Genomic DNA, 13,033 nt, shown 5'->3' on the forward strand with positions numbered 1-13,033 from the left:
CCGCGACGAATCGGTTATTCGGCAGGATCGGCCGGGGCAAGCCGTCCCTTTTGGCAATGATAGACAATCCGCTCGTTGGGCTGGGCGGACAACAACGCGCCAAGGTCGGTCTGGAGCGTGGCGATCCGGGCGAGCAGGGCGGAGTCGGCGCCGCAGCCCTTGATCGTCCCCTTACCCGTCTCGTCCTTCAAAAGCGCGCGCGCCTTGTCCATCGTATCCAGATCAGGCAGCCAGCGTTGCACCCGCAGCGTGCCGGTCGCCGGGTCGAACTGGCTGGTGGACACATAATTGGCCTCGTCGGGCACGCTGGCGCGCTGCCACAGGGTGCCGGACGCGACATATTGGGTGTCGCCGTTGACGCAGCCGCCTTCCGCCCAATTGAGGCCGATATCGTTGGGCTGTGATATCGTCAGCCTGCTGCGCGCCAGGTCGATCTTGCAGACATTCTCGCCGCTCCAGGCGAAGGCGCTGTTGCCCACGATAGACTTGTCCGCAGGCAGCTTCACTCGCTCGTCGATGCTGGCAAAGCTGGGCTTGAGGAAGAAGAGGCCCAGCGCCGCGAACAGCAGCACGCCGCCGCCCGCCAGGAACCAGGTCGACTGTTTTTCCTTGCCCTGTGTGTAGAACAGCCCGCCCGCGCCCAAGCCCAGAACCGCGAGCGCCAGCAGGACGGCGGCGCCCGCCATCGCATTTTCGCGCGCGGTGATGACGTCGCGTTCCGCGGCGTCGCGGGCGCGGGTTATCGCCTGTTCGCGCGCGTCGGCGCTGGCCCGGCTCTTCTGCTCGGTCGCCTGCGATTCGCGCTGGGTGATGCTGGCCTCCGCCGCGTCGGCCTCCGCCATGGAGCGGCAGGGCACGACGGTATGGAGCGAGGAAACGCCGGCCTGGCGCAGGAAGGAGGCGACCTCGCGCCAAGACACGGCGAATCCGAATTCCGCATCATTGCCGTCCGACACCGACCCGAAGCTGTTGACGCCCAGCACCCGGCCGCAATCGTCGGTCAGCGGCCCGCCGCTGTTGCCGGCCGCGAGCGGGGCGGTGTGCAGCAGCGTGTCGAAACTCTGGCTGGCGCGGCCGGACGAGATATTACCACTGGTCTTCACCGTCGCGAGCGGCTCGACCATCTGCTTGAGGCCGAGCCCCTGCGCCCGATCGACCGTGCCGGGATAGCCGATCGCGGTCACATGCTGCCCGTCGGTCACGGCCCCGGCGTAGAAGGTCGACACCGGCAGGCGGCCTTCCTCCAGCTTGATCAGGGCCAGGTCGTTGCCCGGCGAATAGGCGATGATTCGCCCGCCATAGGTCTTGCGCCCTTCCGACGGTATGACGCCGATGACGAGATTTTTCTCCTCGCGCGCCAGTTCGACGACATGGGCGTTGGTCAGCACCTTGTCCGGTGCGACGGCAAAGCCGCTGCCATGGCCGACGAAATAGGCGTCTGATCCATCTGTCGCGACCAGCGCGACGCGCACGACCCCGCGTGCGGCGGCGGCGATGTCCTGCTGTTCGGCATGGAGCGACGCAGGCGCAAGCAAGGCGATCAGGCAGCCTAGGGCAGGGGCGAAGCGGCGGAATAGGGCGATCATCGTGGCGCATTCATATGCGATGCCGGGCGCGGCGCAATCGGGAAATGCCGCGGCGCCTTTGACAGCAAGGCGCGGGAAGCATGGTCAAGCGCGCCGGGCTATCCCATATGCATGAACCAGATGACTCGCTTTAAACCCGCCCCAAACCGCGTTGACGCCGCGATGCCGGACGATAACGCCTGCTGGGACGCCTTCGTGGCGCGCGACCGGGCGATGGACGGTCGCTTCGTCGGCTGCGTCGCGACGACCGGCATCTATTGCAAGCCCAGTTGCGCCGCGCGGCACCCCAAGCGGGAGAATATGGCCTTCCTGCCCGATCCGGCGGCGGCGCGAGCGGCGGGCTATCGCGCCTGCCTGCGCTGCCGTCCCGATGCGGTCGGGCGCGACCGGCTGGCGGTGGCGGCGGCGATCGCCTTTATCGAGGCGGCGGAGGAAACGCCCCGGCTGGAGGCAATCGCCGTCCATGCCGGCTATGCGCCGCATCATTTCCACCGCCTGTTCAAGCGCGAAACGGGGCTGACCCCCGCCGCCTATGCCCGCGGCGTGCGGGCTGGGCGGCTCAAGGCGGCGCTGGCGCAGCCGGGCAGCGTGACCGCGGCCATCTATGACGCGGGCTATAGCGCGCCGAGCCGGGCCTATGCTGATGCGCGGCAGCATCTGGGCATGACGCCGAGCGCCTGGAAGGATGGCGGGCGTGGCGCGGCGATTCGTTGGCGCGTGGTGGACACTAGTCTGGGGGCGATGCTGGTGGCGGCGACGGACAAAGGGTTGTGCCGGATCAGCTTTGATGAAGGAGAGGCGGACTTGCGCGCGCGCTTCCCCCACGCCACGCTGCTGCCTGCGGACGAGGCGCTCGACGCGATGGCGCAGCGGGTGGCGGCGCTGGTCGATGATCCCGCGTCTGGCGCCGACCTGCCGATCGATGTGCGCGGCACGGCGTTTCAGCAGGCGGTCTGGGCGGCGCTGCGCGCGATCCCGGCTGGCGAGACGCGCAGCTATGGCGCAATCGCCACGGCGATCGGACGCCCCGGCGCGGTCCGGGCGGCGGGGAAGGCGTGCGGCGGTAATAATCTGGCCGTGCTCGTCCCTTGCCACCGCGTTGTGCGCGGGGACGGCAGTATCGGCGGCTATGCCTGGGGCATTGAAAGGAAGCAGGCGCTGCTGGCGCATGAAAGGCGCAAGTGATGGATTAAATTCATCTTTTCATTTCCGTCGCGCTCCGCCACCTTGGACCGGGACTTTGGGGGAACATGGGCGAATGATGCGAATCTGCGTGAAGGCGCTGGCTGGGTTGGCGCTGGCGCTGTGCGGGATGGGAACGGCGCAGGCGGCGTGGTGGCAGGCGCAGGGCCGGCATTTCACGGTCTATAGCGAAGGCAATGACGAGAAATTGCGCGACTTTGCCGAACGACTGGAGAAGTTCGACTTCCTCCTGCGGCGATTGACCGGCGTGGCCAGTCCGGAAGCGGGCAGCCCGGTGAAGGTCTATATGCTGTCCAGCGAGGCCAAGGTGAAGGCGCTGGCGCGCAACCCCAATGTCGCGGGTCATTATACGACCTCGCAACGGACGGCCTATGCGTTTCTGTCGCGCGGCGGCAAGGACAGCAAATTCGACGTGGGCGCGGAAGAAGTCCTCTTTCACGAATATACCCATCATTTCATGCTGCACCATTTTCCCGCCGCTTATCCGACATGGTATGTCGAGGGGTTCGCGGAATTTTTCTCGGTCGTTAAGTTTCCGAAAGATGGCTCGATCCAGTTCGCCCATGTCCCCATGGCGCGGGTGCCGGGGCTGGTGCTGGGCCAGCCCTATCCGCTCAAGCAGCTTTTCGCCCGCGATACCGAGGGGCTGAACCTGCGCGATGGCGATCGCTATTATGGCACGGCATGGCTGCTGACCCATTATTATTTTCAGCAGAAGAATGCGCGCACAGCAGAAATTACCCAGTATCTGCGCGATCTGGCCAGCGGCGCGGGTGACGTTCAGCCGGACCGCTATTTCAATGGTGGACTGGATGCGCTCGAAAAGGATCTTAAGGCCTATATGCGCCATCGGCTGAATATTTCGGTGCTGACCCCCAAGGAGATGGTGATTGGGACGATCGCCGTCAGCCCAATCGATCAGGCCCAAGGCGCTCTGATGGAAGATGAGCTATGGCTCATCCACCGTCCGCCTGAAGATGAACTTCCGGGCATTGCAGCGACGATCCGCACCAAGGCGGCGCAATATCCCGACAGCGCTTATGTGCAGGCGCTGCTCGCCGAAGCGGAATGGGCGGTCGAACAAAAGGACGCTGCGCTGGCCGCTGCCGACCGGGCCATCGCGCTCGACCCTAAATCGGCGCGCGCCTATGCGGTGCGGGCGAATGTGCTGCTGGAGCGAGCGCAGGACAGTGACGAGGAAGGCGACTGGAAGGCCGCGCTCACATCCATCGTGCGCGCTAATCGGGCCGATACCGAAGATCCGGTGCCGTTGGCGCTTTTCTATCGCTATCACGCCATGCGCGGGGGCAAGATGCCGGATTTGGGCTATGACGGCCTCTACAAGGCGTTCACCCTGTTGCCGCAAAATCCCAATTATCGCTTCAACATGGCGCAGGCGATGGCGTTTCGCGGCGAATATAAGGCCGCATCGATCCTGCTCGATCCGATCGCCTTCTCACCTCATGGGTCGGGGATGCGCGACGCGGCGTTGAAGATGAAGGCGCAATATGAGGTGCGAGGTGAGAAAAAGGCCGCTGCTAAGCCCGCTGTTCAACCGGCTGGAAATCCCGCACCCGCTTCATGACGGCGGCGCGCGCCGCACCGCTCATGCTACGCCAATGGACGATCTCCTCTATCGTCCGGCCGCATCCGGTGCAGCTTTTCCGCTCCCGGTCCAGCGCACAGAGGTTTCGGCACGGCGTTTCCATCACATGAAGCTGTAGGGATCGACGTCCACCGCGACGCGCGTCCCCGATTTCCACGCCAGATTGCCCAGCCATTCGCGGATCGCCGTCTGGACATCCACCGATCTCGTCGCATGGATCAGCAGCCGATGGCGATGGCGCCCGCGCAGGACGGACAGCGGCGCAGGCGCAGGGCCATAGACGCGCATCCCCTCGATCACCGGGGCCGACTTGCCGATCAGCCGCGCGGTCTGCGCGGCGTCGTCCGCATTTTCGCTGGAAATGATGATCGCGGCGAAGCGGCCGAACGGGGGCGCGTTGGCGCGCCGCCTGTTCTCCGTCTCGACCGCGTAGAAGCGTTCGGTATCGCCCTCGATCAGCGATTCGATCACCTCGCTGGTAGGCATCCGGGTCTGAATGAAGACCTTGCCCGGCTTCTCGCCGCGCCCGGCGCGCCCCGCGACCTGCACGATCTGCTGGAAGGTCCGCTCCGCCGCGCGTAGGTCGCCGCCCTCCAGCCCCAGGTCCGCGTCGATCACGCCGACCAGCGTCAGATTGGGGAAATGATAGCCTTTGGTGACGAGTTGCGTGCCGACGATGATGTCGATGTCGCCGGCCTCCACCGACTTGACGAAATCGGCGACGCGGGCTGGGGAGGATAGCGTATCGGACGTGGCGATGGCGGTGCGCGCCTGCGGCCACAGCGCCTTCACCTCGTCGGCGATCCGCTCGACGCCGGGGCCGCAGGCGACCAGGCTATCCTCCTCCTTGCAATCGGGGCAGCGGCGCGGGGCGGGGATCACATGGCCGCAATGATGACAGGCGAGGCGGTGGGTCAGCCGATGTTCGACCATCCAGGCGGTGCAATTGGGGCATTGGAAGCGATAGCCGCAATGACGGCAGAGCGTCAGCGGCGCATAGCCGCGCCGGTTCAGGAAGAGCAGGCTCTGCTCGCCCTTGGCCATCACCTCGTCGATCGCCTTGACCAGAGGCGGGGCGATCCAGCGGCCGCGTTCGGGCGGGTCGGTCAGCAGGTTGATGCCCTCGATCGCGGGCATCACCGCCCCGCCATAGCGCGCAGGCAGCTTGATCTCCGCATAGCGGCCCAGTTCAACCTGGTGGCGCGTCTCGATCGCGGGAGTGGCGGACGCAAGGATGACCGGGAATTTCTCGATCAACCCGCGCATCACCGCCACGTCGCGGGCATGATAATGAACGCCGTCCTCCTGCTTGAAGCTGGCCTCGTGCGCCTCGTCCACGACGATGAGGCCGAGATTGGGATAGGGCAGGAACAGCGCCGATCGCGCGCCCACCACCACCTGCGCCTGTCCGCTGGCGATGGCGCGCCACGCCCGCCGCCGCTCGCTTTGGTGCAGGCCGCTATGCCAGTTGACCGGTATGGTGCCGAACCGCTTCTCGAACCGCTCCAGAAAGGGTTCGGTCAGAGCGATTTCGGGCAGCAGCACCAGCACCTGTCGATTCGCCCTGATGGCCGCCGCGATCGCCTCGAAATAGACCTCGGTCTTGCCGGACCCGGTGACGCCGTCCAGCAGGAAAGGCGCGAAATCTTGGCGCAGCACCGCGTCCGCCATGGTCGTCGCGGCACTGGTCTGCGCTTCCGACAGCACGGGCTGCGCATGGCCGGGATCGGGCATGGGGAAGGGGGTGTCGATGCTCACCTCCACCGGCTCGAAAATATCCTGCTTGATGAGGCCGCGGATAACCGCGTCGCTCACCCCGCCGATCATCGCCAGTTCGCGGATCAGCCCCTGCCGTTCGCCGATCCGCTCCAGCGCCTGCGCGCGCTGCTCGGTCATCCGTTCGGGCACGGCCCCAGTGGCGCGATATTCGATCACCGTCCGCGTGCCCTCCAGCGCCGCCATGGACGACAGCGCCATGCGCAGCACGGCGGCGGGGGGGCTGAGATAATAGTCCGCGGTCCATTCGATCAGCCGGCGCAGCGTTTCGGGCAGCGGCGGGGCGTCCACCACCTCCAGCAGATTGCGCAGCCGATTGTCGCCGACCGTCTCGATGTCCGGGAAGCTGTCCTCCTCCCACACCACGCCGATCAACTGGCGCGGCCCCAGCGGCGCGATGACGATGCTGCCGGGCGTGACGGTCATGCCATGGGGCACGCGATAGTCGAGCGGCCCCAGGGCGGCGTTGAGAATGAGGACACGGGCGCGCGAAGACATGGGCCATCCTTAGCGCGCCGGGCGCGGCTGGCAAATCGTCACAGCCGCCAACTGAGTGTCAGCCAAGGAATATGGGCGACCGTATCGGGCCGTCCGTCGCGAAAATTCTGCTGGCGCATATAGAGCAGTTGCGCGTCCACCATGCCAGTGATCGGATGGCGCAGGCCGATCTGATTACGCATCGTCGCCAGCCCGGTCTGGTCGCTCGGCCGCGCGCGGTTGAGGTGGAAGAAGATTTCGGTCGCCGCGATCACGGTCCATCGCTTCGCTCGGTCGATCGGCGCCGCCGCCTGCACCCGCTGGCGCAACCGCCAACTGGCTTCATCCGCCGTGCTGAAGAAACGCTGCTCGATCCGGGTGCGGCTTATCCAGATGCCGCTGGTCCACGTCGCCTGTTGGAACAGGCGCATTTCCTGATCCACCTCGCTGCGCAGATAGGCGATGCCGCCGCCCAGTTGCAGCGCGGGGGTAATCCTGTGGTCGATCGCGACGCGGGCGAGAAACTGTTCGCCGCCGCTCTGGCCGTCGGATCGGATACGCTGGCTTGAATCGATGGTGACGATATTTGTGTCGCCGGCGTGCAGGATCGCCTGCTCGGTAATCCATGCCTGTGTTTCTTCGGTCGCGGCCCCCGCCGGCGATGCGCCCCATAGAGCCATCGGAATCGTCAGCAGACGGGCGTCGCGCTTCATATTGGGTCCTTTGAAAAGATGCGTCGGCCTTAGTCGCGCGGGGCAGGGGATGCAATTCATGCCGTCACCATGGCGAATCCGACCGCCAGCGGTTAAAGGAGCGCGATTCGCCCTATCCCGGAGTGCCCCATGAAATTCTTCGTCGACACCGCCGACACCGCCGAAATCCGCGAACTGGCCGCCACCGGCTTGCTCGACGGCGTCACCACCAACCCCTCGCTGATCCACAAGTCGGGCCGCAAGTTCCTGGAAGTGGTCGAGGAAATCTGCGGCATCGTGGATGGCCCGGTGTCCGCCGAAGTCGTCGCGCTCGACCATGAGACGATGATGAAGGAAGCCACCGTGCTGCGGAAGATCGCCGACAATGTGTGCATCAAGGTGCCGCTGACGATCGACGGCCTCAAAACCTGCAAGGCGCTGACCGACGACGGCGCGCTGGTCAATGTCACGCTCTGCTTCTCGGCCAATCAGGCGCTGCTGGCGGCGAAGGCCGGCGCCAGCTTCATATCGCCCTTCGTCGGCCGTCATGACGATAACGGCTTCGACGGCATGGCGTTGATCCAGGATATCCGCCTGATCTACGACAATTACGGCTTCGACACCGAAATCCTGGTCGCCAGCGTCCGCCACCCGATCCATGTGCTGGAAAGCGCCCGTATCGGCGCCGACGTGATGACCGCGCCGCCCGCCGTCATCAAGCTGCTGTCCAAGCATGTGCTGACCGACAAGGGCCTCGAAGGCTTCGCCGCCGACTGGGCCAAGACCGGCCAGACGATCCTGTGACTTTTCCGGGCCGGGCGCAGGAACCTGCGCTCGACCCGTTTATTCTCCTTGAATAAAAGGAGAAAAGCGATGTTCGTCGCGGTCTATTGGTGGCGGGTCCATCCCGGCAAGGAGGATCAGTTTCGCGCCGCCTGGAGGCGCGGGACCGACCTGATCCGGGAAAAATATGGCAGCTATGGCTCGCGTCTGCATCGGGACGCCGATGGTCGGTTCGTTGGCTATGCCGAATGGCCCGACGAGGCGACGTGGCGGGAGGCGTTCGAACAGAAAATGGTTTATGATGATGCCGCGACGCGCGCTGCCTTCGTCGATGCGATTGCGCAGGTGCCTCCCGATGCCGATCCCATCTTCACCATGACGGTGCTCGATGACCTGCTGGAGCGTTCGCAATGAGGATGGGCGCTATGAAGACGGGCGCAAGCAAGAAGGAGAGGCGCGATGAGAGACCCTGACAAGCCGGATTTCGGATTTCTCGGCTTCGCTTTCATTCTGACGCTGTTGGGTCTGGCGATGCTGATCTTGAACTTCTAACAGCGCTCGTCGTTGGTGACCCCGGCTGGATTCGAACCAGCGACCATTCGCTTAGAAGGCGAATGCTCTATCCAACTGAGCTACGGGGCCGCGCGCGTGTCGCGATAGCGGGCGTTGCGCCAGCTTGCAATCACCTGACCACGCGATATGCAGGTGCGCATGAGCGACGGGGCGGTTCACAAGGTCGATGCAGGGGCGCTAGGTGCGCGGCCGCTGCGCTATTACGACTTCTTCATGGCGGCCTTCGTCGCGATCCTGCTCCTCTCAAACCTGATCGGCGCGGCCAAGCTGTCGACGCTGGGCGGCTTCACCTTTGGCGCCGGCATCCTATTCTTCCCCCTGGGCTATGTCATCGGCGATGTCCTGACGGAAGTCTATGGCTATGCTCGTGCCCGCCGCTGCGTGTGGGCGGGGTTCGGCGCGATGCTGTTCATGGCGCTGATGAGCTGGGTGGTGGTCGCGCTGCCGCCTGCGGACGGCTGGCCCGACCAGAAAGCTTATGAGGCGGTGTTCGGTAGCACTTGGCGCATCGTCTTCGCCTCGCTCATCGCCTTCTGGGCGGGCGAACTGGCCAACAGCTTCGTCCTCGCCCGCATGAAAATACTGACGCAGGGGCGGCATTTGTGGATGCGCACGATCGGCTCCACCGTCATCGGCCAAGGCGCGGACAGCCTGCTCTTCTACCCGCTCGCCTTCTGGGGCGACTGGAGCAATGCCCAGGTGCTGACGGTGATGGTCACCAACTGGGCGATGAAGGTCGGCTGGGAAGCGTTGCTGACGCCGGTCACCTATCTGGCGGTCAACGGCCTCAAGCGCCGCGAAGGGCTGGACGTCTATGACAGCGGCACCGACTTCACGCCGTTCCGCACCCGTCTCTGACAATTTTATGACCGCGCGGTGGCGTAACCACCTGTTTACCATTTTCCGTGCAAGAGCGGACGATGAGCAGGCAGTCGCACCGGCAGTTCACCGGACCATTTTCAGCCAAATCTTCCCCCGCACCGGCTCAGCGCATCGCGCGGGACGGAGCGATCGCCGCAGCCCTCGCGCTGGCGCAGCGTCGTTTCGAGGCGACCTTCCTCCATGCGCCGGTCGGCATCGCCCATGTCGGGCTGGACGGTCGCTTCCTGCTGGTCAATCCGCGCTTTTGCGAGATCAGCGGCCATGACGCGGAAACGCTCATTCGCACCGGATTCCAGCAGATCACCCATCCAGACGATCTGAACGCCGACGAAGCGCTGCTGGCGCGGCTCAATGCGGGCGAATTGCCGCGTTACGCGATGGAAAAACGCTATATCCGCGCCGACGGAACGATCATCTGGATCAACCTGACCGTCGCGATGGTGCGTGACGATGCCGACCAGCCCGAACTTTACGTGGCGGTGATCGAGGATATGTCGGACCTGCGCCAGGCCAGTTTCGAAGCGGTGCATGATCCGCTGACCGGCCTGCTCAACCGCCGCGGCTTCGCCTGTCGGGCCAAGGATGTGCTGGCCCATGCGGCCCATGCACGGCTTGGCGCCAGCCTGCTGTTCCTTGATCTCGATGGCTTCAAGCAGTTGAATGACGGGCAGGGCCATGCCGCGGGCGATGCCTGCCTGGTCGATATCGCCCAATTGCTCAAGGCGCAGGCCGATGCGGGCGATGTCGTCGCGCGCATCGGCGGCGACGAATTTCTGGTCCTTTTGGCCGACCGGGATGCACAGGCGGTCCGGGCTTTTGGCGAAGATGCGCGCCTGGCGCTCGCCGCCTATGGCATGGGCATCAGCGGCAGCTTCGGCCTGGTCACTGCCGACACGCCCGATCCGGCCGATCTCGACCGGCTGATCGCCTGCGCCGACGATGCGATGCGCGCCGCCAAGCGCGCCGGCAAGAATCAGGTTTGCGCCGCCGCCTTCATCTGACGGCGGCGCCGGGGTAGACCGCCTGCACGAAATACAGCCCGTCCGGCGGCGCGTTGAGGCCGAGCGCCGCGCGATCCCTGGCCTCCAGCGCGGCGCGTAGATCGTCCGCACGCCATCGACCCATGCCGACCATCGCCAGACACCCCACCATCGATCGAACCTGATGATGCAGGAAGGAGCGCGCCGCCGCGTGGATCGCGATGCGGTCGCCGTCACGCTCGACATCCAGCCGGTCGAGCGACTTGACCGGGCTTTGCGCCTGGCAATGGGCCGACCGGAAGGTGGTGAAGTCGTGCCGCCCGACCAGCAGCTGCGCCGCATCCTGCATCGCTGGGACATCAAGCGGCTGGATCACCCGCCACGCCAGCCCCCGCTCGAAGGTCAGCGGTGCGCGGCGATTGGCGATGCGATAGATATAGGATCGCCCGATACAGGAAAAACGGGCATGCCAGTCGTCCGCGACCGGCTCACACGCCAGGATGGAGACGGGGGCGGGTCGCATCCGGGCGTTGATCGCTTCCATCAGGCGGAAGGGCGCGATGGCCTTGTCGATCTCCGCATGGGCGCGCATGGCCAGGCCGTGGACGCCAGCATCGGTGCGCCCGGCGGCATGGACCACGGCGCGCTCGCGGGTCACGGCGAAGATCGCATCCTCGATCGTCTGCTGCACGCTGGGGCCATGGGCCTGACGCTGCCAGCCCATGAAGGGGCGGCCGTCAAATTCGACGGTGAAGGCGAAACGGGTCATATCCGGGCTGCGTCCCGCCTATCCATCCACCCGGCTCCCGGCCGGCATCTCATAACCGCGCAGCAATTCGCCAGGCGACATCGCCGCCTTGCCAGCGCGCTGGATCAGCGTCGGGCGGATCGCGTCATGGCCGCAACCGATCAGCAGGCTATCGTCCAGCAGTTCGCCTGCCGGTCCGCCATGATGTTCGACATGGGCGGCCAGGATGCGAAAGCGTTCGCCGCGATATTCGAAGAAGGCGCCGGGGAAGGGATTGAAGGCGCGCACCTGCCGTTCGACCTGATGCGCCGAATGGCCGAAATCGATCCGCGCCTCCGCCTTGTCGATCTTCGACGCATAGATGACCCCGTCTTCCGGTTGAGCGAGGGGGGGGTGCTGCGCGATATCGTCCAGCACCTCGACCATCAGCGCCGCACCTGCCTGCGCTAGTTCGGTGGTCAGTTGGCCTGCGGTCTTGTCCTCGATCGGCGTGACATGCTTGGCGCGCATCGGCCCGGTGTCCAGGCCCGCCTTCATGTCCATGATCGTGACGCCGGTGACATTGTCGCCCGACAGGATCGCCCGCTGGATCGGCGCCGCGCCGCGCCAGCGCGGCAGCAGTGAGGCGTGGATGTTCATGCAGCCATGGCGCGGCGCATCCAGCACGGCGCGCGGCAGGATCAGGCCATAGGCCGCGACCACCGCTACATCGGCGTCTAGCGCAGCGAAGGCGGCCTGCACGTCGCCGTCCTTCAGCGAAACCGGCGTGCGCACCTCTATCCCCATGTCCCCGGCGCGGGCGTGGACGGGTGAGGGGCGCAGCGCCTTGCCACGGCCGGCGGGGCGGGGCGGCTGGCTATAGACCGCGACGATGTCATGACCCGCTTTCGCCAGCGCGTCGAGCGCCGGAACGGCGAAATCGGGGGTGCCCATATAGATGATACGCATAGTCTGTGTCCAGTTTCCGCATGGATAGGGCCGGCGCCGCATCCGAAATGCGCGTTAAGGCGCATTTCCAAAGAAGCTGCTCAAACCCCTTGTCTCTCCCGGTTGCAACCCTTTATCTCACGATATGGCTTCACCTGAAATCGAGACGCTGACCCAGGCGCTGTCCCGCCTGCCCGGCCTTGGCCCCCGTTCGGCCCGGCGCGCGGTGCTGCACCTGCTGAAAAAGCGCGAGGGCGCGATGGAGCCGCTGCTGCGCGCGCTGGAGGCGGTGAACGACCGGCTCGTCACCTGCCATGTCTGCGGCAATGTCGATACGATCGATCCCTGCGGCATCTGCGCCGATCCGCGCCGCGACGCCCGCGCCCTGTGCGTGGTGGAGGATGTCTCGGATTTGTGGGCGCTCGACAAATCGCGCCTCTTCCCCGGCCGTTTCCATGTGCTGGGCGGGCGGTTGTCAGCACTGGAAGGGATAAGGCCCGAAGACCTGACTATCGACGCGCTGGTCGCGCGGCTGGAGCCGGGCGGCGTGGACGAAGTCGTGCTGGCGATGAACGCCACGCTGGAGGGGCAGACGACCGCTCATTATCTGGCCGAACGGCTGGAGCGGTTTCCTATCCGCCTGACCCAACTCGCCCATGGCGTGCCGGTCGGCGGCGAACTGGATTATCTGGACGAAGGCACGCTGGCGCAGGCGCTGCGCGCGCGCAGGCCGGTGGGTTAGCGGCTCTGAGTGCGGTGCGATGGCTTGAAATATCGGGCCGTTCCGTCTATGTTCGACA

General features: G+C 65.5%; 13 protein-coding genes and 1 tRNA gene. 7 read left to right on the forward strand and 7 right to left on the reverse strand.

Annotated elements, in window-relative coordinates:
* Positions 1 to 14 precede the first annotated feature (14 nt).
* Positions 15 to 1,586 carry a S1C family serine protease gene (locus EWH12_RS00180; protein WP_129925322.1) on the reverse strand — a complete coding sequence of 524 codons (1,572 nt, stop codon included), beginning with the start codon at positions 1,584 to 1,586 and terminating at the stop codon, positions 15 to 17.
* A gap of 111 nt (positions 1,587 to 1,697) precedes the next feature.
* Here EWH12_RS00180 and ada point away from each other — a divergent pair, with 111 nt between their 5' ends.
* Together ada and EWH12_RS00190 are read left to right on the forward strand one after the other, a co-directional pair.
* Positions 1,698 to 2,771: a bifunctional DNA-binding transcriptional regulator/O6-methylguanine-DNA methyltransferase Ada gene (gene ada, locus EWH12_RS00185; RefSeq protein WP_129925323.1), complete on the forward strand. Its 1,074-nt coding sequence runs from the start codon at positions 1,698 to 1,700 to the stop codon at positions 2,769 to 2,771.
* A 73-nt stretch (positions 2,772 to 2,844) separates the two neighbouring features.
* Positions 2,845 to 4,374 (forward strand): hypothetical protein, encoded by a 1,530-nt coding sequence (locus EWH12_RS00190; protein ID WP_129925324.1) that lies wholly within the window; start codon positions 2,845 to 2,847, stop codon positions 4,372 to 4,374.
* Here EWH12_RS00190 and EWH12_RS00195 read toward each other — a convergent pair.
* Genes EWH12_RS00195 through EWH12_RS00205 form a run of 3 tightly spaced genes read right to left on the reverse strand, consistent with a single transcriptional unit; the run spans position 4,328 to position 7,361 of the window.
* Positions 4,328 to 4,570: a DUF1289 domain-containing protein gene (locus tag EWH12_RS00195; protein WP_340640828.1), complete on the reverse strand. Its 243-nt coding sequence runs from the start codon at positions 4,568 to 4,570 to the stop codon at positions 4,328 to 4,330. The genes EWH12_RS00190 and EWH12_RS00195 overlap by 47 nt on opposite strands.
* Positions 4,498 to 6,669, reverse strand: coding sequence for a primosomal protein N' (locus EWH12_RS00200; protein ID WP_129925325.1), 2,172 nt, complete (start codon positions 6,667 to 6,669; stop codon positions 4,498 to 4,500). Before EWH12_RS00200 ends, EWH12_RS00195 begins: the two co-directional genes overlap by 73 nt.
* A gap of 38 nt (positions 6,670 to 6,707) precedes the next feature.
* The gene (locus tag EWH12_RS00205) at positions 6,708 to 7,361 is read right to left on the reverse strand and encodes a DUF2490 domain-containing protein (RefSeq protein WP_066600740.1); all 654 of its coding nucleotides are present in this window, start codon (positions 7,359 to 7,361) and stop codon (positions 6,708 to 6,710) included.
* Between the two features lie 129 nt (positions 7,362 to 7,490).
* Between EWH12_RS00205 and fsa the strand changes: the two genes are divergently transcribed.
* The gene (fsa, locus tag EWH12_RS00210; RefSeq protein WP_066600742.1) at positions 7,491 to 8,144 is read left to right on the forward strand and encodes a fructose-6-phosphate aldolase; all 654 of its coding nucleotides are present in this window, start codon (positions 7,491 to 7,493) and stop codon (positions 8,142 to 8,144) included.
* A gap of 69 nt (positions 8,145 to 8,213) precedes the next feature.
* Complete coding sequence (locus tag EWH12_RS00215) at positions 8,214 to 8,537, forward strand: antibiotic biosynthesis monooxygenase family protein (protein WP_066600746.1); 324 nt, start codon at positions 8,214 to 8,216, stop codon at positions 8,535 to 8,537.
* Positions 8,538 to 8,688: 151 nt separating this feature from the next.
* Here the strand turns inward: EWH12_RS00215 and EWH12_RS00220 are convergent.
* Positions 8,689 to 8,765: transfer RNA gene (locus EWH12_RS00220), tRNA-Arg, on the reverse strand.
* A 69-nt stretch (positions 8,766 to 8,834) separates the two neighbouring features.
* Between EWH12_RS00220 and EWH12_RS00225 the strand changes: the two genes are divergently transcribed.
* Positions 8,835 to 9,554 (forward strand): queuosine precursor transporter, encoded by a 720-nt coding sequence (locus EWH12_RS00225; RefSeq protein WP_066604973.1) that lies wholly within the window; start codon positions 8,835 to 8,837, stop codon positions 9,552 to 9,554.
* Between the two features lie 62 nt (positions 9,555 to 9,616).
* A complete protein-coding gene (locus tag EWH12_RS00230) occupies positions 9,617 to 10,579 on the forward strand; it encodes a GGDEF domain-containing protein (RefSeq protein WP_066600748.1) in 963 nt (320 codons plus the stop codon).
* Here EWH12_RS00230 and truA read toward each other — a convergent pair.
* Together truA and fmt are read right to left on the reverse strand one after the other, a co-directional pair.
* Positions 10,572 to 11,327, reverse strand: a complete 756-nt coding sequence (gene truA, locus EWH12_RS00235; RefSeq protein ID WP_129925326.1) for a tRNA pseudouridine(38-40) synthase TruA — start codon at positions 11,325 to 11,327, stop codon at positions 10,572 to 10,574. The genes EWH12_RS00230 and truA overlap by 8 nt on opposite strands.
* 18 nt (positions 11,328 to 11,345) lie before the next feature.
* A complete protein-coding gene (gene fmt, locus EWH12_RS00240; protein ID WP_129925327.1) occupies positions 11,346 to 12,254 on the reverse strand; it encodes a methionyl-tRNA formyltransferase in 909 nt (302 codons plus the stop codon).
* A gap of 124 nt (positions 12,255 to 12,378) precedes the next feature.
* Here fmt and recR point away from each other — a divergent pair, with 124 nt between their 5' ends.
* A complete protein-coding gene (recR, locus tag EWH12_RS00245; protein WP_066600756.1) occupies positions 12,379 to 12,975 on the forward strand; it encodes a recombination mediator RecR in 597 nt (198 codons plus the stop codon).
* Positions 12,976 to 13,033: the final 58 nt, after the last annotated feature.

Source organism: Sphingobium cupriresistens, from assembly GCF_004152865.1.
Classification (GTDB): domain Bacteria; phylum Pseudomonadota; class Alphaproteobacteria; order Sphingomonadales; family Sphingomonadaceae; genus Sphingobium; species Sphingobium cupriresistens.